Source organism: Micromonospora sp. NPDC049645 (genome assembly GCF_040675155.1).
Classification (GTDB): domain Bacteria; phylum Actinomycetota; class Actinomycetes; order Mycobacteriales; family Micromonosporaceae; genus Micromonospora.
In genome coordinates this window covers 37,194-60,202 of record NZ_JBFAOI010000010.1, presented here as the reverse complement: position 1 = coordinate 60,202, position 23,009 = coordinate 37,194, and the positions used below count along the sequence as shown (strand labels likewise).

Sequence of the window (23,009 nt, the reverse complement as noted above, 5' to 3'; positions counted from 1 at the left end):
AGGCCGGCGAGAGGAGGACGACGTGCGGCGAAGCATCATGACGCTGCTGCCCCTGCTGCTGGCCGGCGCGACCGGCTGCGGCGCCGTCGGCGCCACCCGGGAGGCGGTCTCCCCGACGACCGTCCGGGTCCTGGTCCGCGACATCAACATCCGGGCCGCGGGCGTGGACTGCGCCGGCACCGGCCCGTACCAGCACTTCCACAACCGGGCGCCGTTCCGCGTGCTCGACCCGGACGGGGCGGCGCTGGCCAGTGGACAGCTGCCGGCGGGGACCGCGGTGGCCGCCTTCGCCGAGGACCTCGGGGTCGAGCGGCTGCCCACCTACTGCGAGTTCGCCGTCGGTGTGGACGTGCCACAGCGGGCCTCCTATCGGCTGGAGGTGGACGGTCGGCCGGCGCTCGACCTGACGCCGGACAGCAGCGAGGGCCCGGCGCTGGTGGCGGTGGTCCCGTCATGAGGCGGGCACTCCTGCCGCTGTTGCTGGCGGCGGCGCTGCTGGGCGGATGCAGCACGCCCGAGCCCGCGCCCGCGCCGGCACCTGCCGGAGGGGCGGCGACACTGCCCGGGCCGGTCCCCGCCGACCTGGCGCTGCGCCCGGCACCCGGCACCGCCCCGGCCGCCCCGGCGTTCACCGGCGCGCTCACCGACGGCACACCGTTCGACGCCGCCGAGCTGTGGGCGCAGCGTCCCGTCGTGCTCCTCTTCTTCAGCTCCTGGTGCACCACCTGCGCCGACCGCCAGGCCGCCCTCGGCGAGCTTGCCCGCAGCTACCGCGACCGGGTGGTCTTCGTCGGCGTGGCCGGCACGGACCAGGCCGACGAGGTCCAGGACTACCTCCGCGCGCACCGGGTGGAGTATCCGGTCGTCCTGGACGACCAGCAGACGGTCTGGCGTTCGTACGCCGTGCGGGAACCGCCGGCCGTCGTGCTGGTGGCCAAGGGCGGCGCACTGCTGCGCGGCTGGCCGGGTGGCCTGGACGCCCCGACGCTCGACCAGCGGCTGCGGGAGTTGGTGCTGGCCGGCCAGCCGTAACACCGCCGCCCCGGCACCTCGACACGGCGTCGGGCGAGGGTCGCACCCGTCGAACCACACCCGGCGAACTTCCTACACGTGCAGGTGGTGGCAGCGGCCACCGGCTCGTAGCGTACGCAGCCTCGGACATATCAAGGAGAGTGCATGGCTACAGTGGGAACGCGCTGGCGCACAGGCGTGGCCGTACTGTCCGCGGCAATGCTCGCCGCCCTCGGCGCGGCGCCGCAGGCGCAGGCGGCGGACGGCCCGCCGTCGATCGTCGTCCAGGACGGTGTCACCCAGCCGGTGTTCGGCTACGCCGACGCCATCCGGGAACGCCTCTTCATCGACTCGACCTTCGACAGTGACAACGACGGTCTGCGCGACATCATCGCGTTCGACCTGATGCGGCCGGCGGCCACCGCCCAGGGTTTCAAGGCCCCGGTGGTGATGGACGCCAGCCCCTACTACTCGACGGTCTGCCGGGGCAACGAGTCCGAGTGCAAGGCGGACCTCGACGGCGACGGGCTGCTGGACAAGTGGCCGCTGTTCTACGACAACTACTTCGTTCCGCGCGGCTACGCGGTCATCCTGCTGGACATGGTCGGCACCAACAACTCCACCGGCTGCCCGACCACCAACGCCAATCAGGACAATCTGAGCGCCAAGCAGGCCATCAACTGGCTCAACGGCCGGGCCACCGCCCGTAACGCCGCCGGCGAGGTCGTCAAGGCGGACTGGCACAACGGCAAGACCGGAATGATCGGCAAGTCGTACGACGGCTCGCTGGCGATGGCCACGGCGGTGACCGGCGTGAAGGGCCTGACCACGGTCGTGCCCATCAGCGGACCGACCGAGTACTACGACTACGTGCGCAGCAACGGCGTCGTCACCCGGGGCAACAGCTACGTGTCGTCGCTGGCCAACACGGTCACCAACCCCGAACGCCGGGACTACTGCAAGCCGGTGCGCGACGCGATCGGCGCCGCCGACGGCGACGAGCACGGCGACTACACGTCCTTCTGGAACGAGCGCAGCTACGTCAAGAAGGTCCCCAACGTCACCGCCAGCGTGCTGCTCTACCACGGCCTCAACGACGACAACGTCCGGCCGGACCACTTCAGCAAGTTCTGGTACGCCCTGGCCGAGAACAACGTGCCGCGCAAGCTGTGGTTGTCGCAGGAGGGTCACGTCGACCCGTTCGACTCACGTCGGGCGGTGTGGGTGTCGACGCTGCACCGGTGGTTCGACTTCTGGCTGCAGGGCGTCGCCAACGGCATCATGGACGAGCCGCGGGTGGACCTTGAGCGGTCCGCCGACGTGTGGGAGACCCACGCCGACTGGCCGATCCCCGGCAAGGCCGACACCGAGGTGTTCCTCCAGCCCGGCACCACCGGTGCGGGCGGTCTCGGGCTGGTGCCCACCACGAAGCCGGTGACCGGGGCGTTCCAGGACAGCCGGACGCAGAGCCAGAACACGATGATCCTCGACCCGGACGTGGTGCAGCCCAACCGGCTGGCCTTCCTCTCCGCGCCACTCTCCGCGCCGTTGCACATCTCGGGGGCCCCGACCGTGCAACTGCGGGCCTCCGCCGACCAGACCGACACCAACCTCGGGGCGATCCTGGTCGACTACGGCACCGACGAGCGGGTCGCGCACCGGGCCTCCGGCGAGGGAATCATCACCCTGACCACGCAGGACTGCTGGGGCGAGAGCAGCCCGACGGACGACGGTTGCTACAAGCAGACGGCCAAGCGAGTGGCCACGGCGGACTACGAGCTGGTTACCAAGGGCATCATGGATGCCCAGAACCGGCAGTCGGTCCGCGTCGCGGTGCCGCTGGTGCCGGGGGAGTCGTACAACTTCAGCTTCCCGCTGTTGCCGGAGGACTACGTCTTCAAGCCCGGCCACCGGGTCGGTGTGATCATCGTGGCCAGCTACCCGCAGTATTCCAGCCAGGCGGACACCACCGCCGCGAACCTGCAGGTCGCTCTGAAGAGCAGCAACATCGTCCTGCCGGTGGTGGGCGGCACCGCCGCCGCGCACGCCGCCGGCCTCTGACCAACCGATCGGGGACGGCCGCCCGGAAGCGGCCGTCCCCACCGGTGTTGCGGATGGCTCCGAGGTTCAGCGGTTCGCCGCGCCGCTGGAGGCTGGCGGGACGCGCTCGAACCGCACCTTGCTCAGCCAGCCCGGGAGGTCGCTGAGCACGTACAGCTCACCGTTCACGTCGGCGCCGAACGCCGTGGGCTGGGTGGGGAAGGTGCCGATCTCAGCGGACTCGTAGCCGCCGGTGGACGTGGGACGCACGGCGAACGCCCGGGTCGAGCAGTAGTCGCTCGCGATGTAGGTCCCCCGCGCGTCCGGGGTGACGGACCCCCGGTACACCAGGCCGCCGATGATGGAGCAGTTCTCCGTCATGTAGTGGTCGTACTCGACGACCGGGTCGGTGAGCCGCGCGCCCGGCCGGCACTGCGTCTGGTCGAAGACCGGCGTGCCCTCCTTGCAGGACCAGCCGAGGTTCGCGCCCCGCTGGGACGGGCGGATGTGGTTGATCTCCTCGATCAGACCCTGGCCGACGTCACCGATCCAGAGCGAGTTGTCGACCGGGTCGATGGAGAACTTCCACGGGTTGCGCAGCCCGTACACCCAGATCTCCGGCCGCGCGCCCGCGGTGCGGACGAACGGGTTGTCGTAGGGCACGCAGTAGGGCTTCCCCCCGCAGCTGCGGTTGACGTCGATCCGCACGATCTTGCCGAGCAGGGTGCCGAGGTTCTGGCCGCTCTTGAACGGGTCGTTCGCGTAGCCGCCGTCGCCGAGGGACCAGTAGAGGTAGCCGTCACGGCCGAACGCCACCTGTCCGCCGTTGTGGTTGCCGTACTCCGCGTGCTCCTGGGTGAGGAGCACCTGCAACCGCCCGGGAGCGCCGATGGGCACTCGTGCCAGGGTCAACGCACCGGCCGGGAGGCTCGTGTAGGCCACGTAGAGCATCCCGGTCCGGGCGAAGTTCGGCGCCGGCGTGATCCCGAGGAGACCGCGCTCGTTGTCCGACGTGTCGATCCGGGCGGTCAGGTCGAGCACCGGCTCGGCCGCCAGGCCGGTGGCGGGGTGGTAGGCGCGGACGGTGCCGTTCTTCTCCGCGATCAGCATCCGGCCGTCGGGTAGCCCGGTGATCGCGATCGGGCGTTGCAGACCGTAGGCCACCTGTTCGGATACCACGGTCAGCTCGGCGAGTGGCGCCGCGCGGGTGTGCGGAGTTGCGGCCATGGCGGTGCTGGCCGCCGATGCCGGTGGCAACAGGGACGCGGAAAGGGCCAGAACGAGCAGTCCGGCCAGCATGGTGCCGGGGCGACGACGCCGTCGCGACATGTTCAGCTCCTCGGGTAAGGGGGTGGTGGACGCGGTCTGGGAGCGTTCCCACCGTACATCGACTCATGCCGATGGCAAACCCCGGCGGCGGCGGAGGGTGGTCGAATCACATCCATCCATGTTGAGAGCCGTCGATGTTGCCAGAATGGTTCCAACCATGTTGGAATGGCCTACATCGCCGCAGCGCGGGGGCAAACGCGCTGAGAACGGCCAGCACGGGAGCAATGGCAGTGCCGAGAGCGTGCCGCTTTGGCAGACGCTTGCATGCCGCATCGCCGGGCCAGTTCCACCACGACGGGCTCGTTGCCGGCCAGGCATCCCCGCCCGCCGTACGTCATCCCCGGCGCGTGTCCCCGACGGCCGACGCGCTCGACGTCTGACACGCCGGGGCGTCCGATTCGGTCTGCCAGCGCCAGAACCGGCGACGAGGTGAGAAGCAATCATGATTTCCCGAAGGAGTTTCGCGGGTTGGTACCGAAACCGCTTCGTGTGGGTGGCGGTGATCCTGTTGGCGGTGGCGGTCGGCACGACCGTACTGGTCAACCGGGTTGGCCCGAAGGCCGAGCCGGAGGATCTGCGAGGGCAGATCATCAGCCGGATGCGTACCACGCTCGAGAAGGCGGACCCGGGGGAGCACAACCACGCCGGACGCGGTGTCCAGCAGGCGGGCACCCAGCAGCAGAAACCGGCGGTGATCTGCGGGGTCCACGTCTACGGGTACGAGCCGGCCGAGGTCACCACGCTCGCCGAGGTGCGGACGGTCTACGGCTACCACTTCTGCGGGGTCGCCGAACAGAAGCGCCCCTGGGACGTGGCGGTCAAGCTGGTCGGCCCGCTGATCATGGACATGTCGACCGATCCTCCGGGCATCCAGGTGGTCGAGGCGACCGCCGACGTCAGGTACGTCGACCGGCTGCGGCAGATGTTCCCGGCCAAGTACGCGGAGTTGGCGCTCAAGGAGGCGCTGTCCGAGTCCGAAATGGCCGACCAGCGCCGCCGGTACGACGCCGCGGCCGGGCTTTGAGCCGTGCGGGGGGCGTACCCACCCGGCCCGGGGATTCGAGCCTACGCATCCACATCCGACTATAAGTAGATCAGCATTGATATTTACGTTCATAGATGTAACAGTTGGTTTGGGAGCGTTCCCATACTGATCCTTAGTACCGAAGAGCGGAGGATGAACAGTGCGTTCACACACGTCCGATCAATCCGGCGGACGATCCCGGTCAACCGTCCGTCGGTCCCTCCGAGTGATCGTTCTGCTGTTCGCCATGGTGGTCGGCACGCTGCCCTTCACCGGGGCAGCCCAGGCGCACGGCACCATCATCAACCCGATGAGTCGCGCCTATCAGTGCTGGAAGACCTGGGGCAACCAGCACATGAACCCGGCCATGCAGCAGCAGGACCCCATGTGTTGGCAGGCGTTCCAGGCCAACCCCGACACCATGTGGAACTGGATGAGCCAGCTGCGTGACGGCCTCGCCGGCCAGTACCAGGCTCGGACCCCGGACGGGCAGCTGTGCAGCAACGCCCTGTCCAGGAACGACAGCGTGAACCAGCCCGGGGCGTGGAAGACGACCACCGTCAGCCGCAACCTCACGGTCCAGCTGTACGACCAGGCCAGCCACGGCGCTGACTACTTCCAGGTCTACGTCACCAAGCAGGGGTTCAACCCATCCACCCAGCGGCTCGGGTGGGGCAACCTCGACCTGATCACGACGACCGGGCGGTACGCGCCGGCGCAGAACATCTCGTTCAACGTCTCGCTCCCGTCCCGCAGCGGGAACCACATCCTGTTCGTGCTCTGGAGGGCGTCGCACCTGGACCAGACCTACATGTGGTGCAGCGACATCAACGTCACCTGATCGGTAAGACCGGCAGCTGTGACACCATTCCGGCCCAGGGCGTTGGCGCGCCCTGGGCCGGACCCCTGTTCCGCAGGTGCCCCACCTCTGGGCCCGAACAACACCGGCGCGCGGCGGCAACTGGCCGACCGGCTGCGCCACCCGGGGTGTCACCCGGTGGCGATGCGGACCACGCCACGTCGCACGGCTGCCCCCGCCGCGCCGCGCTCACCACGCTGCGCTGGAACGGAAACGCTGCGCGGCCTCGGCCAGGAGGGTCTCGATCTCCTCGGCGTCACGGTTGTCGCCGGTCGCTTCGCAACGAACGATCAGGCTGTAGGCCAGGGCCAGGGCGAACCCCCGCTCGCGCAGAATGTCAGCCGACTCCAGGGCCAGCCGCGCCGCGCCTGCCCGGTCGCCGGCGGCGGCGGCGATCGCGGCCCGGACGCCGAGAGCCATCCCCTCGAAGCCCTGATAACCAGCCTCGCGGGTCAGCTCCAGCGCCTGCGTCGCCCGTGCACCGGCCAGGTCGAGTTCGCCGCGGCGCAGGTGGCCGTGGGCCAGGCCGATGAGCGCCTCCGCGTACGGCTGCGCCGAGGTGGCCACCAGCGACAGCCGCAAGGCGCGGTGCAGGTAGGTCATCGACAGCCCGTGCTGCCCCGTCGCTCGGCGGACGGTGGCCAGACCGCACAGCAGCAACGCCTGCGCGTGCGGATCGGTCAGGCCGCGCAGGGCCCGCAGACCGCTCACCGCCATCCGCCGGGCGATGGTCGCCTCACCCTGGAAGAGGCGCACGACCGCCAGGTACCCGGACGCGGCGGCCTGTCCCTCCACATCACCGAGCCGCTGGTAGAGGTCGATGGCCCCGGTCAGCCGCTCCCCGGCCGAGCCGAGCCGGCCCCGTTCGAGTTCGAGATGGCCGAGATTGATCAACACCGAGGCCGTGCCGCGGCGGGCGTTGTTGGCGATCTGCAGCGCCAGTGCCCGTTCCAGGTCGGCTTCGGCCAGGTCGAGCCGGCCGGTCAGGATCCGCACGGCGCCAAGGTTGTTGAGCGCGATCCCGGCCCCGGACCTGTCGCCGGCCGCCCGCTGCCGGTTGCGTACGTGCATCAGTTGCCGCTCGGCGGCCCGGACGTGCCCGATGCGGGAGTGCTGCACGGCGAGGATCGACTGGGCCCCCGTTTCGCACCGCAGCCACCCGGCCTGCCGGCTGGACCTCACCCCCCACCGAGCGTTGGCCATCGCCTCGGCCGGCTCACCGAGGAACAGGTGGGCCAGGGCGAGACTCGTGCGCAGCAAAGCCCGGACCCGCGGGACGTTACCGGTTCGAACGCGGTGGGCGCGCAGGGCGGCGAGCCCGGACCGGGTGACGACGAACCACCCGTCCATGTCCCGATGGGACATGAACCGGATCCGCAGCGCGGCGGCCAGCCGCCATGCCATGTCGGGCACGCCCCGGTCGGCGGCAAGGAGCGCAGCGGACCGTAGGTGCTCGTACTCCTGGTCGAGCCAGGCGACCGCGTCACCAGGATCGCCGAACACCTCACCGCCGGGGTTCTCCAGTTGGATCAGCTGCGGGGCGAGGAGCCGCCCAGCGGCGAGAAGCCGGTTCAGGTAGTGGCCGTAGGCGCGGCGCAACGCGGCCTCGCGCTGGGCCCGGGGAACCGTTCGGATCACCAGGTCTGCCGCGTACTCGTGCACGAGGTCGTGCACGAATACGCGACAGCCGACGACGGTGAGCAGGTGTGCGTCCGCCAGCCCCAGCACGATCGGCTCGGCCGCGCCGACCGGGACGCCGAGCAGCGCCGCCGCCACCGACCTGTCGAACTCGGTCATGGGTAGCAGCCCGATCAGCGCGAACAGCCGCTGTGCCACGGGTTCGAGCCGGCCGTGGGAGTGATGGAACGCGGTGGCCAGCGCGCTGCCGGGGTCGCCGCGCGTTTCGAGGTGGCTCAGGCGGCGGCCGGCGGTCAACTGGCGGGCTCGGGTCGCGACCGGGTCGGCGAGGCCGCTCGGTAGGTCGGCGGCGGCGATGCGGACCGCCAGCGGGAGGTAGCCCACGATCCGGGCCAGATCGCGGGCCGCGGCGGGCTCGGCCGCGAGCACCTCGGTGCCGGCGATCCGACCGATCAGGTCCACCGCGTCGGCCTCCGGCAGCACGTCGACGTCGACGGTGCCCGCCCCGTCGCGCACCACCAGTCCGAGCAGGCGGTCCCTGCTGGTGACGACCACCCGCGCGTGTCGGCCACCCGGCAGCAGCGGCCGCACCTGGTCGGCGTCACGGGCGTCGTCGAGCACCACGAGCAGCCGCAGGTCAGCGGTCACCGACCGGAACAGCGCCGCCGCCTGTTCCTCGTCCGATGGCACCTGGTCGGCCGGAATGCCGAGGCTGGTCAGCAGGTGCACGAGGGCCGCCATCACCGTCAGCGCCGGCTGCGGCCCGAACCCCCGCAGGTTGACGAACACCTGACCGTCCGGGAACGCCGATGCGGCGGCGTGGGCCCACCGCACGGCGAGCACCGTCTTGCCGGCGCCCGCCATTCCCGACACGACGACGACGCGGCAGTCCTCGGCCAGCAGGGCCTTGTCGAGCAGGGCCAGTTCGGACCGCCGACCCACGAAGTGTCGCGCCACCGTCGGAAGCTGCCTCGGGAGCGGCGCGGTTCGCGTGCCCGGCGAGAGCACCGGCGCCTCCCGGCTCGCCTGGACCGCGACGTCGGTCGCGACCGAGGGCCGCGCGGCCCGTGGCCCGTAACCATTCGCGGCGACGTGGCGGTCGAACCCCCGTAGCCAGCGTTCGGCGTCGGTCGGATTGAGGCAGGCACGCAGATAGGCGGCGACGACCTCGCGGCGGGGCAGACCCGGCCCGCGCAGGGCAGTCGCGAGGGTGCTGCGCGGCAGGACGTCACCGACCGCGGCGGCACGCCTCTCCAACTCGCGGTAGGTCAGCCGGGACTCCTGCTTGAGTCGACGCAACTGCAGGAGCATCTGTTCGACGCCCGTCATGTCGATAGCGACGTCATCGTCGGACATGTGCCGCCCCCGTGTTTGGCGTGCGGGCGTGAGCGCCCGCGAGAGCCGGCGGGACGACACTGTCCTGTCCGGACTTGTGTCCGAGACTACCGAAGCGCAACTGTTGCCACGCCCCGGTTTCCGCCGACAGGGCCGGCGGTCGCACGTGTCCTCGCCACTTGTCCGTGGCCGACATGACGGGCTGGTGCGGTGGGGACCTGATCCCCGAACAGTGACAGCAGGGTCAGAGACGCCGTCGTGACCACCGATGTCGACGGCTACGACGGCGTCTATCCGCACGGACGTGACACGACCAGTCAGTCGGTCCGGTTGAAGCGGCGCGCCGCGACGACGAGTGCGAGCAGGCCCAGCAGCAACATGACGGCGAGTTCGAGGGCGACAGGTGGTTGCCAGCCACCCCACGTCGGGCCGCTCGCCGCGGGACCGACGCTCTCCACGGAGGCCGTCCGGCGGATCGCGTCGACCGCGTAGGTCAGCGGATTGGCCAGGATGACCGGCGTCAGCCAGCCGGGCAGGGCACCCACCGGAAACATCGCGCCGGAGAGCATCACCAGCGGCAGAGTCACCATGCCGAGCATCGCCTGAAATGTCTCGACCCGGCGGATGAGCACGGCGGCGAGCGCGCCGAGCATCGTCAGGGAGATGGCGACCAGCCACAACCCGCCGAAGAGCTGCAGAAGCAGGCCGGGGTCGGCGGGGAGTCCCACCAGCGGTCCGAGCATCAGCAGCAGCGCGGCTTGGAACGCCGCGGCGCTCGCACCGCCCATGCACCGCCCGACGAGCAGTGTGTCGCGGCGCACGGGCGCGACGAGGGTCGCGCGCAGCAGCCCGGCCTCCCGGTCGCGGACGATGGCGCCGCCGGCACGTAGCGCCGGCATCTGCACGGCCATGATCAGGATTCCGGGGAAGAGGTACTGCACGTAGCTGCCCTGGCCCGCGCCTGCGGCATTCGTGGCCTGGGTGTCGAGCAGGGTGTCGAGCCCGGGACCGAGCAGGAGGAGGAACAGCAGTGGGCTCAGCAGGGCCATCGCCACCTGTGCCCGGCTGCGGGCGAGGCGCAGCATCTCCCGCTGCCACAGGGCCCAGACCGCCCGGAGTTCGCGGGTGAGCGACCCACCCACGGTCACGGCGTCGTCGACCGGTGGGGCGGTGCCGCCTCTCGTGACGGTCTGCTGTGTCATGGCAGGTACGCACCTTCCTGGACCGCGCGACCGGTGTGGTGGAGGAAGACGTCGTCGAGCGTCGGTGGTGAGACATGTACCGCGTTGATGGGCGTGTCGAGCGCCGCGCACAGCCGGGGTACGAGGGCCGCGCCGTTCTCGGTGACCACCCGGACGCCCTGCGCGTCAACCGTCGCGTCGCACGCGAAGTCCCGCCGGATCCGCATCGCCGCGCGGGCGTCGTCCGCGGTGTTCAGCCGCACGACGTCGGCGCGTACCGTCGCCTTGAGCTGCGCGGGTGTGCCCCGCACCACCGCGCGGCCCCGGTCGAGCACCAGGATCCGGTCGCAGCGTTCGGCTTCCTCCAGATGATGCGTGGTCAGGAAGACGGTGAGCGGGCGATCACGGCGCAACGAGTGGATGTGGTCCCACACGCCGGCCCGGCTGTGCGGGTCGAGGCCGGCGGTCGGTTCGTCGAGGAACAGCACCGCCGGCTCGTGCAGCAGACTCCGGGCGATCTCGAGACGCCGACGCATGCCACCGGAGAGGGTCCTGGCGAGCCGGTCGCGCCGTTCGTCCAGACCGAACAGGTTGAGGAGATGTCGGGCCCGGGCGGGAAACGTACGACGAGGCAGGCCGTAGAGGTGCGCGTGGAGCCGCAGGTTCTCCATCAGGGTGAGATCGCCGTCGGTGGTGCTCTCCTGCAGGATCAGGCCGATGCGCCGACGTACGTCTGCGGACGATCGCACGACGTCGAACCCGGCGACGGTGGCGCGTCCGCCGTCCGGCCGAGTCAGGGTGCACAGCATCCCGATCGTGGTGGACTTGCCGGCGCCGTTGGGACCGAGGAAACCGAACATTTCGCCCGTCGCGACCGTGAGGTCGAGGCCGTCGACCGCCGCGACGCCGCCATAGACCTTGCGTAGCGACTCCACGACGATGGCGCTCACGCCGGCACCTCCCGCCGGTCGACCCGAGTCACCGGCCGCTGCCGGACGAAACCAGGCATCGGACCGTCGGCGTTGCGCCCCTTCTCCAACACCGCGACGTTGTGGTAAAAGTGCGCGCCGACCAGTGTGGTGTCGTACCGGGTGGGCCTGGAGCTCTGCCCGGCGTCGTGCTCCTGGTGGTTGAGGCCGTCGAGCAACTGCTTGAGGAAGCCCATGCTCGTGCTGGTGTCGTGGAGGTTCGTCGCGTTGCCGCCGTAGGAGGGCCAGTAGGAGGTCTGAAGGTCCTCGATCACGTAGAGGCCGCCGTCACGGAGGGCCGGGAACAGCGCGTGGAAGGCGAGGATCACGTCGGCGCAGGCGTGGCTACCGTCGTCGATGACGATGTCGAGGGGACCGAGCCTCCCCGCCAGGGCGCCGACGAAGTCGGGATCGGACAGGTCACCCTGGATGGGGAACACGCGTTGTTCGGCGGCGGCGCTCTTGTCGAACACGTCGACGCCGTAGACCAGCGCCCGCGGGAAGTGCCGCTTCCACATCCGCAGCGAGCCACCGCCGCTGCCCGGGTTGGCGTAACCGCCGATGCCCAACTCGACGATCGTCAGTTCCTGCTGGCGAAGGGGCGCGAAGTGTCGTTCGTAGATCGGCGTGTAGAAGTGCGGCCCCCACTTGTCGGAGCCGTTGACCAGGGCGAGCTCGTCGAGCCGTGCGGGTTCGCCGGCCGCGCCGCGCAGCAGCCGCTGTACCACGGGAGCGGCGGCAACGCCGATCATGAACTCCCGTGGGTCATCGACGTCACCCCAGTCGATCCTTCGGCCCACCGTGTGGGGAGCCGTCGGCCCGCCGAAAACCGCCCTGGCCAACGCGACGAGCTCCAGCTCGACAAGCACCGGCCTGGTGCCGTCGCGGCCCGCGTCACCGTGCCGGACACGTCCTTCCTGAAAGGACACCGAGTGCGCCACGGTGCGACCGTCGAAGTCCAGATCGAACCTGACCGTCACCGGTCCCGGCAGCGGGCCGACCCCGTCGAGGTCGGCCCGGCTGACCAACTCGTCGACCAGGGTCGCCGCCACCCGGGTGGGGCCCAGCTGGCAGATGGCCTCCGCCACCGCGTCGTCGCCGGCAGCCGCGGCGCGGATCAGCACGCGAAGGTCTGTTGGCTCGCGGAGCGTACTCATGCTGCCTCTCCTGCTCTTCGAAGACGCGGACCGTAGGTGGCTTCCAGGACCTCGACCGCGGCGGCGGCCCCGCCCTCCCCGCGCAGGTTCCGGCCCAACGCCTGGGCGGCGCGGGTGAGGGCGGGATCGGTGAGGCAGGCTTGGACGGCGGTGCTGAGCGCGGTCGTGCTGAGGTCGCGCTGCCAGATCGGCGGTGGCGCGACCCCCCGGGCGTGCAGGTGCGTCGCCCAGCTCATCTGCTCGACGTGGAACGGCAGCGCGACCTGCGGCAGGCCCGCGGCGAGTGCGTGGTGCGTGGTGCCGAGACCACCCGCGTGGACGGCGGCACGGACCCGGGGGAACAACCAGTCGTACGGCACGTCGTCGACGACCAGGACATCCTCGGTCGCACCGGGATTCTCGATCACGATGCCGCCGGCGCCGGCGACGACCACCGCGCGAACCCCGGCCCGGCGGGCGGCCTCGACGACCATCCGGCCGGTCCGTCGCGGGTCGGTCCCCACCAGGCTGCCCAGACCGAAGAAGACCGGCGCCGCACCCTGGTCCAGGAACCGCACCAGACTCGGCGCAGGCTCCGCCCGGTCGGACGGCAGGAACCAGTATCCGGTGGTGTGGACCCAGGGCGGCCAGTCGGGCGCCGGTTCGACCAGGTGCCGGCTGAACGCGTGCAGGACCGGGACCGGACGGTTGTCGACCTGATGGAACCGGTCATGCATGCCCGCCCTGGCCGGCAACCCCAACTCCCGCTCCCGCCACCGCTCGACGCACTCCCGCGTGGGCGCGGGCTCGCCCCGCAGCCGCGCCCGCATATGGGTGCGCAGGTTCGCACGGCTGGGCCCGTCATCGCCCGAGCGGGGTGACGCGGTGCCCAGCGCCTCCACGGTCGGGTAGTAGGCCGAGGTCACCCCGTGCGGGTTGAGCAGTCCGAGGACGCTCGGCACCCCGATCTTCTCGGCGATGTGGTGCCCCTGGTCGGCGCGGTGCACGATCAGATCGGCGCCCGCAGCGGCCTCCCGGAGACCGGTGAGGTGGGCGGGGAACAGCCGATCGCGGATCTCCCGGGCCAGGGCGGGGTTGGGCCCCGTCGCCTTGCCATCCTCGATCTGCCGGCGCAGGCGGGGGTCGTAGATGAGGTTGAGCAGCCCGGCGTCACGGGCCGCGAACTCCACGCCGTGCCGGGCGGCCAGACCCGCGTAGGTCGAGGGCGCGGCGAGGATCGCGTCGTGGCCGGCGGCATTGAGCGCACAGGCGAGAGCGACGTAGGGCTCGGTATCGCCTCTGCTTCCGTAGGTGCACAACATGACCCTCATGACGCGTCCCGCCCGACCGGCGGCACCATCATCATCACTCGGAAATAGTCGATGTCGGAGCCGAGCTCCCCGACCGACCGGCCGTCGACGGCGACCCAGGCGTGCGCCCGGAACGGATCCGTCCGGACGCCGGTGCACCACTGCGGCCAGGTGCCGCCCGCCCGGCACAGCAGCGCGGTGGCGATGGCGCGTTGCAGGCACCACTGGCCCCGGCAGCGAGGGCTGACCGCGACGATCGCGTTGCGGGCGCGGGCGGCCTCCGCCTCGGTCGCCGGGCGGGCCCCGCGGCGGGCGAACTCCAGCACCTTGCGCAACCGGTGTGGTGTGATCCGCGCCAGCACCCGGCCCACACCGGCGGCGGCGACCGCGCCCGGCACGAGCGACAGCGGAGGCTTCGTGGGACGCTCCAGCATCACTCCGGCCGGCATGATTCCACCAGCCTCGCGTCGAGCAGTGCGCCCACAAGCGATTTCACGTCTGCTTCCACGCTCTGACCGCAGTCGGGAAACCGTTCGCGCAGGGCGGCCGCCACGCCGTCGGGCGTTCGGCCGTCGAGCAGCATCCGCACCGTCACCGCTCCGGTGCCGTTGAGCTGCCAGTAGCGGCCGGACCGCTGGTCGAGCAGCACAAGACCGTTGCTCGTCTCGGCTGTGGTCACCTCTGGTGCCAGCGCGAGAATCATCTGTTCTCCTCCTTCAGGCGGCCCGGGCCACGTCGCGCAGCCAGGTCTCGCAGGACAGGGTCCGTTCGAACGGAATCAGCGGCTTTGAGCTCGGCAGGACACCGAAGACGTCGGCGCGCAGCCGGTCGGTGTCGATGAGGCCCATCCGGGCCAGCTCGGCGTCCTCGAAGAGCGCGAGCAGGTCGCGGCGGTGACGACGCAGCCCAGCGAACTGTTCCGCGCTGTAGTCACCCTTGGTCCGCCGGTCGAGCAACTCGTCGGGAATCATGCCCCGCATCGCCTCGCCGAGCACCGGCTTGAACCGGCCGCCGACCATCCGGTCGGCGAAGCGCACCGACAGCGCCGCGTTCAGCACCTGGTCATCGAGGTACGGGTTCTCGAGCGTGACGCTGTCGCGCTCCGCGACCCGGGAGCTGCGCCGTGCGGCGGCTCCGTTGAACTGGGTGATCCGGATCATCTCGTGCTGCGCGGGTGGGGTCGCCTCCGGCCGAGGTCGGCTCGCTGCCGCCTGCCGGTAGAGGCTTCGTGCCACCTCCGCGGCGTCCGCGCTGATCCACGGTGGAAGGGCCGTGGCGATTTCCCAGTGCGCGTGTGTCCGCTCACCGGCCGGCGCGGTCAGCAGTCGGCCGCTGCGCGCCAACCACCGGTGGTAGGGCACGCCGGAAAGCAGGAACCGCGTTGTCGTGGCGACCGACCAGCGGCGCATCGCCTTGGTGGTGAGGATCTGTCGGCCCGCGGCGGCGGGGTGGCGTCGGGCCAGGTCGTGCAGGGTCAACGTGCTGGCGGAGAAGAGTTCGTCGCCGCCGATCCCCTGAAGGTGCCGCCGGGAGCCGTGGGCGCTGACATGTGCGGCGATGAAGCTGGCCAGTGCCCGGGTGCGGACGAACGGAAACGGTCCTTCGACGTCGTCGTCCTCGGCGACCTCGTACCAGGAGGGCGCCTCGTCGCTCGGGACCACCAGGTGCTTGCCCGGCAGCCGATCCTCGCACCACCCCGCCCACCGCTCATCCTCGTTCGACTCGTCCATCGGCGCGAAGCGGAACGTCGTCGGGTCGGCCCCGGCCGCGGCGGCGATGAAGCAGAGGCTGGTCGAGTCCAGACCGCCGGAGAGATCAGCGCTGAAGGAGACGCCGCCGCGCGGGGTGCGCGCGGCTACGGCAGAGACCAGTGCCGCCCGTACGGCTTGCGCGCCGTCGGTCAGTGACAGCTCCGGCTGCGGCGGTGTCCACCAGCGGCGTACCCGGGCAACCGGATCATCACCGTTCAGGATGAGGAAACGTCCGCCCGGCAACTGCTCGACACCCCGCCAGACACATCGCTCGCGCAACGGCCACGGCGGTCCGAACGGCGCGACGAGTTGAAGCACGACAGCTTCCTCGTCGATTCCGGCGCCGACCAGGGCGGCGATCGTGTCGGCACGGTCCGCCGCGACCGCGATCCTGTCGACGGAACCGCTGAAGAGCTGGTAGCGATTGGACAGGCTGCCCTGTGCCCGGGTGACGCCGCCGATCGACGCGATGAGGTGGTAACAGCCGGCCACACTCCTGGCGACGGCGTCCAGGTCGGCCACGGTCCGGACAGCTTCGAGCCGCCGAGTGAGGCTCTCGCTGGTTTCGGCGGTCCGGCCGAGGAGCACCAGGGCCCGGTCACCGGCACGCGCCACGACAACCTCGTCGTGCTCCCAATGACCGACGATCCACGGCCGTCCGGACGGATGCCGGATCGTGTGCCCGCCGCCGTGGCGTCGGGCCAGGGCCTCCGATGCCTCGTGGTCGGAGAGGATGATGAACCGCATGCCCGCTCCCTTCGGCATGTTCACCTGAAACGCATGGCGCCGGGGTGGCCAGCCCTGGTGCGGCTGGCCGACCACCCCGGCGCGTTGATGCGGTGTTCGACGTGCGTCAGATGTCACGCGACAGTCGTCCACCAGTAGGTGGGTCGCGGCGACTTACAGGTCGAACCAGCCGCCCCACAGGTCGGACCATTCGCCAGCGTTGGTGATGCGAGTGAGGTCGGTGAAGTCGCCGACTTCGACCAGCGCGGGGGGCTCGTAGCCCATCGTCTTCTCGTTCATGCTGTTCACCTCTTAATCGGTGAATTGAGGCGATCCTTGTGACTGCCTCGCTGACACCCATCAGATATCCGTGGGTGGAGGCCGGCAATCGCCTCATCCTGTCCAGGACAGCGCCGCAGCGGGTCACCAGCGGCGTGGCGGCCGTCCCGGACAGAGGCCCGGACAGGACGCCCCACGACAAGTCGTCCGGCCGGCAACCAGCTCCCGTGATCCTGGCGGTTTCGGTTCCGGTCGCGGTCGACACGTCGCCCGCTGGTCCGTCGACGAGTCGACGGCGTTCCGTTCACCTCGGTAGGGCGGCGTAGCTTGTCGGCACTCGACTCAACGCATTCACAAGCATCTTTCCCGGTTGTTCCCGGCAAGCCGGTCGCGGTCGGTGAACGAGCGGGGCGATGACCGGGGGACCGGGCGTCCGCAGCGTCCGCCGGTCAAGGTGCTGAGGCTGGGCGAGTCGCGCCAGTCACCTCAGGGGATGAGTCGGTCGAGCAGTTCGAACCGCTCGTACGGCTGGTCGTAGTCACCGAAGTGCCCATCGTCGCGCACGATCTGGGTGCCGCCGAGCCGCTCGAACATGGCGCGTCCCTGGCGGTCGTCGCAGCCGTACGGATCCTCGCGCGAGTTGATGAAGTAGATGTCCCGCACGTGCGACCGGATCGCGGCCCAGTCGTAGCTCTGCTGTAGGACCGGTTCCTCCGCCTCGTTGGGCGGGGTGCAGTAGCCGGCGACCAGGATTGCCTGAGCGACGGGCACCTCGACGTGTTCCAGGAGCGCCAGGAGGAGAGCCGCGCCGCCGGAATGGCCCACCAGGACTGTCTCCTGATCGAAGCGGTGCCCGGTCAGCACCTTCGGTAGGAACGTGGCGATCGGTTCGATGTTGATGCCGGGATGGTGCGGCACCTCCACCTCGTAACCCCGGGCCTCGAGCCGCTCCGCCAGCCAGGGATACCAGCACACGTCCGGGTTGGCGCCGGTGCCGTGAAAGATGATCGCTCTGCGTGCCACCACGCCCCCTTCGGATCGAGGCCTTGATCAAACCATGTGATCCGGACGGCGGTGGGGCTTCGAACAGACCCCACCGCGGTCCCTGGTGCGGTGCCCGGGCGGTCAGTGACCGGTCAGCAACGTCTCACGTCCACCCGGATGGTGCGGGTGGTGGGGATGAAGTGCTTGCCGGGGGCCACGCTGTCGTCGGTCAGGAGCCACCCGCCACCGCTGAGGGTCCAGACCCATCCGCAGTAGCCGGTACCGATGTAGTAGCCGGCGGCGTTCGCCCAGAAGTCGGTCGTCGGTCGGCCCGCGGGCAGGATCGTGTCGTAGTTGCCGTGCGTTAGTTGCCGTCCTGGACGTGGATGACCCCCAGGCCGAGGTTGCTGGCGTTGAGGATGTAGTTCGACGCGGCGCCGGCCGGGGCGGCCACGGCGAGTGTGGCCGCCGTGCCCAGGGCCGCTCCCACCGCGGCGGCCTTCTTCGACAGAGACAAGATTCGGGTCCCTTCGTCTTCGCGGCACCGCAGCGGCGCCGGTGACTGCGTGCCAGCTCGGAACGAGCGGCATCGATCGGGGCCGATCGTGCCAAACGAATGTTGGAATCTGGTTGGCGACGACAGCTGCGCTCGGTCCGGCGGGTGGCGCCGCTGATGTGCCCGTTCGGCGGCCCATCATGGAGCTTCAGCGCGGTGTACGGTCGCCGCATGACGGTGCTGCAGGACTTTGTCGCCGCTCTCTCCAGCGGCCGGATCCAGGTTGTCGACCTCACCGCTCCGCTCTCGGACCAGACCCCGATCCTGGGTCTGCCCGAGCAGTTCGGCCAGACCTGGCCGTTCCGGCTCAGCGAGATCAGCCGGTACGACGACCGTGGTCCGGCCTGGTACTGGAACAACTTCTCCACCGGCGAGCACACCGGCACCCACTTCGATGCCCCGGTGCACTGGGTCAGCGGTCAACAGGGCGCGGACGTGTCGCAGGTGCCGGTGAGCCAGTTGATCGCGCCGGCGGTGGTGATCGACCACGCCGCCGACGCCGCCGACGACCCTGACTTCCTGCTTGAGGTCGAGCACGTCAAGGCGTGGGAGGCGGAACACGGCGCCCTGCCCACGGCTGGCTGGCTGCTCTACCGCACCGGCTGGGACGCGTACGGCGACGACCCGCAGCGCTACGCCAACTCGGGGCGTACCCCGGGCATCTCCGTCGAGTGCGCCCGCTGGCTGGCCGAGGAGTCGCCGATCCAGGGTGTCGGGGTGGAGACGGTCGGGACCGACGCGGGCGCCGCCCATTCGTTCGACCCGCCGTTCCCGTGCCACTCGTTCCTGCTCGGCCAGGACAAGTACGGCCTGACCCAACTCCGCAACCTGGCGCAGTTGCCGCCGACCGGCGCGGTGGTGATCGCCGGACCGCTGCCGATCGTCTCCGGGTCCGGCAGCCCGTGCCGCGTCCTCGCGCTTGTCGAACGGTAGGCCAGGTCGCCGATGCGGGTAGCCGAGGTGGTCGGGCGGGTGTTGCACGGCCACGGCGCACGGTACGTCTTCGGTGTCGTCGGCAGCGGCAACTTCCATGTCACGAACGCGCTGGTGGCGGCCGGCGCCCGGTTCGTCGCGGCAGCCCACGAGGGCGGTGCGGCGAGCATGGCCGACGGGTACGCCCGCACCTCCGGGACGGTGGGGCTGCTGTCGGTGCACCAGGGTCCGGGCGTCACCAACGCGCTGACCGGCCTCACCGAGGCCGCGAAGAGTCGTACCCCGATGCTGCTCCTGGCCCCGGAGGCGACCGCGCCGCGGTCGAACTTCTTCATCGACCTGCCGGCGCTCGCCGCGTCGGTCGGGGCCGACTTCCATCGGGTACGCGCGACGCACGCGGCCGAGGACGCTGACGCGGCGTACCGGGCCGCCGCCCGGGGCGCGACGGTGGTGCTGGGCCTGCCGCTGGAGGTGCAGCACGCCGTGACCGAAGCATGGTCCGGCCCGGCCCTCCCGGTCGCGCCGCCCCCGGAGGTCGCCCCGCAGGTCGAGCCGTTGCTGGCCGCGCTTGGGGCGGCACGGCGACCGGTCTTCATCGCGGGTCGGGGTGCCCGCGCGGCCCGGGAACCGTTGACCCGGCTCGCCGACGCGTGCGGCGCGCTGCTCGCGGTCTCGGCCGCGGCGAAGGGACTGTTCGCCGGGAATCCGTGGAACCTCGATGTGGCCGGCGGCTTTGCCACCCCCCTCGCGGCCGAGTTGATCGGCGCGGCGGACCTGGTCGTCGCGTGGGGCAGCACGCTGAACATGTGGACCACCCGGCACGGGGAACTGATTGCGCCCTCGGCCGTCGTCGTCCAGGTGGACCGCGACCCGGCCGCGTTCGGGGTGAACCGCCCGGTGGACGTGGCGGTGACCGGCGAGGTGGCGGCGGTCGCCGAGGAGGTGCTCGCGCGACTGGGCGCCGCCGCCCGCAGGGGGCCCGCGGGCGGCGGGGCCGGCGGCTGGCGTACGCCGGAGCTGGCGCAACGGATCCGCGACCACGGCCGGTGGCGGACGGTCCCGTACCGGGACGAGAGCGCCCCGGCGCGGGCCGACGCCCCGGCGAGAATCGACCCGAGGACGCTCTCCGCCGCATTGGACGACCTGCTGCCGCCCGACCGGACGGTGGCGGTCGACTCCGGCAACTTCATGGGCTACCCGTCGATGTGGCTCGACGTGCCGGACGTGGCCGGATTCTGCTTCACGCAGGCGTTCCAGTCGGTCGGGCTCGGCCTGGCCAGTGCGCTCGGCGCGGCGGTGGCCCGGCCGGACCGGCTCACCGTCGCCGCGCTCGGCGACGGTGGCTTCGTCATGTCCGCGACCGAGCTGGTCACCGCCGTCCGCCTGGCGCTACCCCTGCTCGTGGTGATCTACGACGACGCGGCGTACGGCGCCGAGGTGCACCACTTCGGCCCGGACGGGCACCCGTTGGAGACGGTCACCTTCCCCGAGACCGACCTGGCCGCCATCGCCCGTGGTTACGGCTGCGACGGGGTGACCGTGCGGACCGTGGACGATCTCGGACCGCTACGCACGTGGCTCGCGGGACCCCGGACGCGGCCGATGGTGGTCGACGCCAAGGTGTCCGCCGCGCGCGGCTCGTGGTGGCTTGAGGAGGCGTTCCGTGGCCACTGAACTCCGCCGACGGGTACGGTCCGCCGGCTGCGCCGCGCCAGTCACCCGGTCACCCGGTCACCCGGTTGTCCACCGATCGTGGTGGATCACCGACGACAGCGGGCGTCGCTGGCGCCAGCCGTGCCGTTCCAGGTCCGGCGTCTGCTCCAGATGGGTGACCGGGCCGACGCAGAGCCACGCCACGGGGCGGATGCTGGCCGGGATGGCGAGCAGGTCGCGTAGGAACGGCTCCCGGTAGAACGAGACCCAACCAACGCCGAGCTGCTCGGCGGTCGCGGCCAGCCACAGGTTCTGGATCGCCAGACAGACCGAGTAGAGGCCGGCGTCGGCGATCGCGTGACGGCCGAGCACGGCCGGTCCGCCCCGCTCGGGGTCGTAGGTGACCACGACCGACACCGTCGACTCGCGTACACCATCGATCTTGATCCGGGCGAAGCGCTCCGCCGCCGCGGCGTCGAGGGTGGCCGCGAAGGTGTCTCTCTCCTGTTCCACGTGCCGGTGGAACTCCTGCCGCAGCTGCGGATCGCGGACCAGGATGAAGTCCCAGGGCTGGGAGAGACCGACGCTCGGCGCGGCGTGCGCCGCCGTGAGGATCCTCTGCAACGTCTCGTCGGGGATCGGCGCCCCGGTGAACTGGGCCCGTACGTCCCGGCGGCGGTGGATGGTCTCGTAGAGTCCGGTGTTCAAGGCAGGCTCCCGCTGCGCTCGTGCCCCTCACGGGGCCCATGACGCGAGGCCGGTCTTCGGACTCCCGGATCTACGCTGGTCACCCGCCTTCCCAGCCCCTCAGGGCCAGTGGCTGCGTCTGGTACGCGTGGGTGGCAGCTCCCCGGTCACCGCGGCGGGCCCGTGCCGGATTCACACCGGCTTCCCGATTCTCCCCACTCGCGCGGGGCACCTCGCAACGTTTGTGCCACCGCAGACCATAGCGGCCCCGGACGAACCCGGGACGACGTGGCGACCGGCAGCAGCAGGGTAGACGTTGTCTACTCACCTCTGGTAGACAGCGTCTGTGCACGCTGACGAGGGTCTCCGCGAACGCCTCATCCGGGTCGGTGGCGAACTGCTCGACAACGAGGGTCCGTCCCGGGTGTCGCTGCGAGAGATCGCCCGACACGCCGGCGTCTCGCACGGCGCGCCGCGCCGCTACTTTCCCACCCACCTGGAGTTGCTGTCGGCGATCGCCCGCGACGGCTTCACCGACCTCGCCGCCCGGGCGAACTCCACCCTGACCGGGACGACTGGCGACCACCCACGCGCCCGGCTTGCCGCGCTCGCCCGGGTTTACCTCGACTTCGCCGCCACCCGCCGCGGCCGATACGAGCTGATGTTTCGCCACGACCTGCTGGAGAGCGGCCACCTGGGACTGCGCGAGCTCAGCCTGCCGCTGTTCCGCCTCCTCACCGACCTGGTCGCGCAGGCCCGGCCCGAGCCCGAGCCACCAGCCGAGGTCGTCGCCGCAGCACTCTGGGCCAACCTGCACGGCCTCGCCCAACTGTGGAACTGGGGCAGTCTCACCCTCGCAACCGGCGCCACCGATCCCGACGTCCTCCTCGACGCCACCCTCACCGCCCACCTTGGACCCGCCGCATGACCGAGACCCCACCCCTGTACGCAGTGGCCCAGCGCACCATCGGCCGATACCTCCGCCACTCCTGGCGTCCCACCGTCACCGGCCTCGGTCACCTCCCCGAATCCGGAGGCGCGATCCTGGCCGCCAACCACCTGTCGATCGCCGACCAGTTGTTCCTCGGAATCCTGACCCCCCGACACGTCGCCTTCTGGGCCAAGGCCGAGTACTTCCGCTCTCCGGGGCCCCTCGGTCACCTCACCCGGCGGGCGGTCACCGGCCTGGGCGCCATTCCGGTCGAGCGGGGCGGCGGCCGCGCGGTCCTCTCGGCGTTCGACGCCGCCATCCCCGTACTCCGCTCCGGCGGCCTGGTCGCCATCTTCCCCGAGGGCACGCGTTCTCCCGACGGCCGCCTCTACCGTGGTCGCACCGGCACGGTCCGCCTCGCCCACCAGGCCGGCGTCCCGATCATTCCGGTCGGCATCCGCGGCACCGACCGCGTACGTCCGCCCGGTGCCCGCCTTCCCCGACGCCACCCGATCAGCATCACCTTCGGGCCGGCGATCCCGGTGCGGATCGACGCGCCCGCGGACGTCCGCCGCCTCACCGACACCCTGATGGCCACCATCCAGTCCCTCAGCGGCCAGGAGTACGTGCCGCGCTACGCCCGGACCTGACCGCGACACGTCTGCCGGCCGAGGCAGG

22 protein-coding genes and 1 riboswitch are annotated in these 23,009 nt (G+C 71.0%); of the genes, 9 read left to right on the top strand and 13 right to left on the bottom strand.

The window, feature by feature from the left end:
• Positions 1-22 precede the first annotated feature (22 nt).
• The 3 genes from AB0J33_RS22125 (at position 23) to AB0J33_RS22115 (ending at position 3,072) form a co-directional block, all read left to right on the top strand.
• The gene (locus AB0J33_RS22125) at positions 23-457 is read left to right on the top strand and encodes a hypothetical protein (protein ID WP_363615902.1); all 435 of its coding nucleotides are present in this window, start codon (positions 23-25) and stop codon (positions 455-457) included.
• On the top strand, positions 454-1,032 hold the full coding sequence (locus AB0J33_RS22120) for a redoxin domain-containing protein (RefSeq protein WP_363615901.1): 579 nt from the start codon (positions 454-456) through the stop codon (positions 1,030-1,032). Before AB0J33_RS22125 ends, AB0J33_RS22120 begins: the two co-directional genes overlap by 4 nt.
• A gap of 144 nt (positions 1,033-1,176) precedes the next feature.
• Positions 1,177-3,072, top strand: coding sequence for a CocE/NonD family hydrolase (locus tag AB0J33_RS22115; RefSeq protein ID WP_363615900.1), 1,896 nt, complete (start codon positions 1,177-1,179; stop codon positions 3,070-3,072).
• 66 nt (positions 3,073-3,138) lie between these two features.
• Here the strand turns inward: AB0J33_RS22115 and AB0J33_RS22110 are convergent, their stop codons facing one another.
• Positions 3,139-4,380, bottom strand: a complete 1,242-nt coding sequence (locus AB0J33_RS22110; protein ID WP_363615899.1) for a PQQ-dependent sugar dehydrogenase — start codon at positions 4,378-4,380, stop codon at positions 3,139-3,141.
• A gap of 442 nt (positions 4,381-4,822) precedes the next feature.
• Between AB0J33_RS22110 and AB0J33_RS22105 the strand changes: the two genes are divergently transcribed.
• Together AB0J33_RS22105 and AB0J33_RS22100 are read left to right on the top strand one after the other, a co-directional pair.
• Complete coding sequence (locus tag AB0J33_RS22105) at positions 4,823-5,404, top strand: hypothetical protein (protein ID WP_363615898.1); 582 nt, start codon at positions 4,823-4,825, stop codon at positions 5,402-5,404.
• A 226-nt stretch (positions 5,405-5,630) separates the two neighbouring features.
• A complete protein-coding gene (locus AB0J33_RS22100; protein ID WP_363615897.1) occupies positions 5,631-6,245 on the top strand; it encodes a lytic polysaccharide monooxygenase in 615 nt (204 codons plus the stop codon).
• 207 nt (positions 6,246-6,452) lie between these two features.
• Here AB0J33_RS22100 and AB0J33_RS22095 read toward each other — a convergent pair whose 3' ends face one another.
• The 11 genes from AB0J33_RS22095 to AB0J33_RS22045 all read right to left on the bottom strand — a co-directional run bounded on the left by AB0J33_RS22095 (position 6,453) and on the right by AB0J33_RS22045 (position 18,088).
• Entirely contained in the window at positions 6,453-9,257 is a 2,805-nt protein-coding gene (locus AB0J33_RS22095) for a tetratricopeptide repeat protein (RefSeq protein ID WP_363615896.1), read from the bottom strand.
• 296 nt (positions 9,258-9,553) lie between these two features.
• The gene (locus tag AB0J33_RS22090; RefSeq protein ID WP_363615895.1) at positions 9,554-10,438 is read right to left on the bottom strand and encodes an ABC transporter permease; all 885 of its coding nucleotides are present in this window, start codon (positions 10,436-10,438) and stop codon (positions 9,554-9,556) included.
• Entirely contained in the window at positions 10,435-11,367 is a 933-nt protein-coding gene (locus AB0J33_RS22085) for an ATP-binding cassette domain-containing protein (protein WP_363615894.1), read from the bottom strand. Before AB0J33_RS22085 ends, AB0J33_RS22090 begins: the two co-directional genes overlap by 4 nt.
• Positions 11,364-12,542, bottom strand: coding sequence for a hypothetical protein (locus AB0J33_RS22080; RefSeq protein WP_363615893.1), 1,179 nt, complete (start codon positions 12,540-12,542; stop codon positions 11,364-11,366). The genes AB0J33_RS22085 and AB0J33_RS22080 overlap by 4 nt, the downstream gene beginning before the upstream one ends.
• Entirely contained in the window at positions 12,539-13,852 is a 1,314-nt protein-coding gene (locus AB0J33_RS22075) for a glycosyltransferase (RefSeq protein ID WP_363615892.1), read from the bottom strand. Before AB0J33_RS22075 ends, AB0J33_RS22080 begins: the two co-directional genes overlap by 4 nt.
• Positions 13,849-14,280: a lasso peptide biosynthesis B2 protein gene (locus AB0J33_RS22070; protein ID WP_363615891.1), complete on the bottom strand. Its 432-nt coding sequence runs from the start codon at positions 14,278-14,280 to the stop codon at positions 13,849-13,851. The genes AB0J33_RS22075 and AB0J33_RS22070 overlap by 4 nt, the downstream gene beginning before the upstream one ends.
• A complete protein-coding gene (locus tag AB0J33_RS22065) occupies positions 14,265-14,534 on the bottom strand; it encodes a lasso peptide biosynthesis PqqD family chaperone (RefSeq protein ID WP_363615890.1) in 270 nt (89 codons plus the stop codon). The genes AB0J33_RS22070 and AB0J33_RS22065 overlap by 16 nt, the downstream gene beginning before the upstream one ends.
• 13 nt (positions 14,535-14,547) lie before the next feature.
• Positions 14,548-16,329 (bottom strand): asparagine synthase-related protein, encoded by a 1,782-nt coding sequence (locus AB0J33_RS22060; RefSeq protein ID WP_363615889.1) that lies wholly within the window; start codon positions 16,327-16,329, stop codon positions 14,548-14,550.
• Positions 16,330-16,482: 153 nt separating this feature from the next.
• Complete coding sequence (locus tag AB0J33_RS22055; protein WP_363615888.1) at positions 16,483-16,608, bottom strand: lasso RiPP family leader peptide-containing protein; 126 nt, start codon at positions 16,606-16,608, stop codon at positions 16,483-16,485.
• 465 nt (positions 16,609-17,073) lie between these two features.
• Positions 17,074-17,610, bottom strand: a complete 537-nt coding sequence (locus AB0J33_RS22050) for an alpha/beta hydrolase (protein ID WP_363615887.1) — start codon at positions 17,608-17,610, stop codon at positions 17,074-17,076.
• Between the two features lie 325 nt (positions 17,611-17,935).
• The gene (locus tag AB0J33_RS22045) at positions 17,936-18,088 is read right to left on the bottom strand and encodes a hypothetical protein (protein ID WP_363615886.1); all 153 of its coding nucleotides are present in this window, start codon (positions 18,086-18,088) and stop codon (positions 17,936-17,938) included.
• A 210-nt stretch (positions 18,089-18,298) separates the two neighbouring features.
• Here AB0J33_RS22045 and AB0J33_RS22040 point away from each other — a divergent pair, with 210 nt between their 5' ends.
• Both AB0J33_RS22040 and AB0J33_RS22035 read left to right on the top strand, forming a co-directional pair.
• Positions 18,299-19,060, top strand: a complete 762-nt coding sequence (locus tag AB0J33_RS22040) for a cyclase family protein (protein ID WP_363615885.1) — start codon at positions 18,299-18,301, stop codon at positions 19,058-19,060.
• Between the two features lie 12 nt (positions 19,061-19,072).
• Positions 19,073-20,734, top strand: a complete 1,662-nt coding sequence (locus AB0J33_RS22035) for a thiamine pyrophosphate-binding protein (RefSeq protein WP_363615884.1) — start codon at positions 19,073-19,075, stop codon at positions 20,732-20,734.
• Positions 20,735-20,791: 57 nt separating this feature from the next.
• Here the strand turns inward: AB0J33_RS22035 and bluB are convergent, their stop codons facing one another.
• Positions 20,792-21,421, bottom strand: a complete 630-nt coding sequence (bluB, locus tag AB0J33_RS22030) for a 5,6-dimethylbenzimidazole synthase (protein WP_363615883.1) — start codon at positions 21,419-21,421, stop codon at positions 20,792-20,794.
• Positions 21,422-21,450: 29 nt separating this feature from the next.
• Positions 21,451-21,651: riboswitch (cobalamin riboswitch) on the bottom strand.
• Between the two features lie 95 nt (positions 21,652-21,746).
• On the opposite strand from bluB, the gene AB0J33_RS22025 reads away from it, so the two are divergent.
• Together AB0J33_RS22025 and AB0J33_RS22020 are read left to right on the top strand one after the other, a co-directional pair.
• On the top strand, positions 21,747-22,328 hold the full coding sequence (locus AB0J33_RS22025; RefSeq protein WP_363615882.1) for a TetR/AcrR family transcriptional regulator: 582 nt from the start codon (positions 21,747-21,749) through the stop codon (positions 22,326-22,328).
• A complete protein-coding gene (locus AB0J33_RS22020; RefSeq protein WP_363615881.1) occupies positions 22,325-22,981 on the top strand; it encodes a lysophospholipid acyltransferase family protein in 657 nt (218 codons plus the stop codon). The genes AB0J33_RS22025 and AB0J33_RS22020 overlap by 4 nt, the downstream gene beginning before the upstream one ends.
• Positions 22,982-23,009 lie beyond the last annotated feature (28 nt).

Coding starts and splice junctions, on each gene's coding strand:
- AB0J33_RS22105 (WP_363615898.1), top strand. CDS start 4,823: ATGATTTCCCGAAGGAGTTTCGCGGGTTGGTACCGAAACCGCTTCGTG.
- AB0J33_RS22110 (WP_363615899.1), bottom strand. CDS start 4,380: ATGTCGCGACGGCGTCGTCGCCCCGGCACCATGCTGGCCGGACTGCTC.
- AB0J33_RS22065 (WP_363615890.1), bottom strand. CDS start 14,534: ATGATTCTCGCGCTGGCACCAGAGGTGACCACAGCCGAGACGAGCAAC.
- AB0J33_RS22060 (WP_363615889.1), bottom strand. CDS start 16,329: ATGCGGTTCATCATCCTCTCCGACCACGAGGCATCGGAGGCCCTGGCC.
- AB0J33_RS22040 (WP_363615885.1), top strand. CDS start 18,299: ATGACGGTGCTGCAGGACTTTGTCGCCGCTCTCTCCAGCGGCCGGATC.
- AB0J33_RS22055 (WP_363615888.1), bottom strand. CDS start 16,608: ATGAACGAGAAGACGATGGGCTACGAGCCCCCCGCGCTGGTCGAAGTC.
- AB0J33_RS22070 (WP_363615891.1), bottom strand. CDS start 14,280: ATGCCGGCCGGAGTGATGCTGGAGCGTCCCACGAAGCCTCCGCTGTCG.
- AB0J33_RS22035 (WP_363615884.1), top strand. CDS start 19,073: ATGCGGGTAGCCGAGGTGGTCGGGCGGGTGTTGCACGGCCACGGCGCA.
- AB0J33_RS22080 (WP_363615893.1), bottom strand. CDS start 12,542: ATGAGTACGCTCCGCGAGCCAACAGACCTTCGCGTGCTGATCCGCGCC.
- AB0J33_RS22095 (WP_363615896.1), bottom strand. CDS start 9,257: ATGTCCGACGATGACGTCGCTATCGACATGACGGGCGTCGAACAGATG.
- AB0J33_RS22115 (WP_363615900.1), top strand. CDS start 1,177: ATGGCTACAGTGGGAACGCGCTGGCGCACAGGCGTGGCCGTACTGTCC.
- AB0J33_RS22120 (WP_363615901.1), top strand. CDS start 454: ATGAGGCGGGCACTCCTGCCGCTGTTGCTGGCGGCGGCGCTGCTGGGC.
- AB0J33_RS22075 (WP_363615892.1), bottom strand. CDS start 13,852: ATGAGGGTCATGTTGTGCACCTACGGAAGCAGAGGCGATACCGAGCCC.
- AB0J33_RS22090 (WP_363615895.1), bottom strand. CDS start 10,438: ATGACACAGCAGACCGTCACGAGAGGCGGCACCGCCCCACCGGTCGAC.
- AB0J33_RS22020 (WP_363615881.1), top strand. CDS start 22,325: ATGACCGAGACCCCACCCCTGTACGCAGTGGCCCAGCGCACCATCGGC.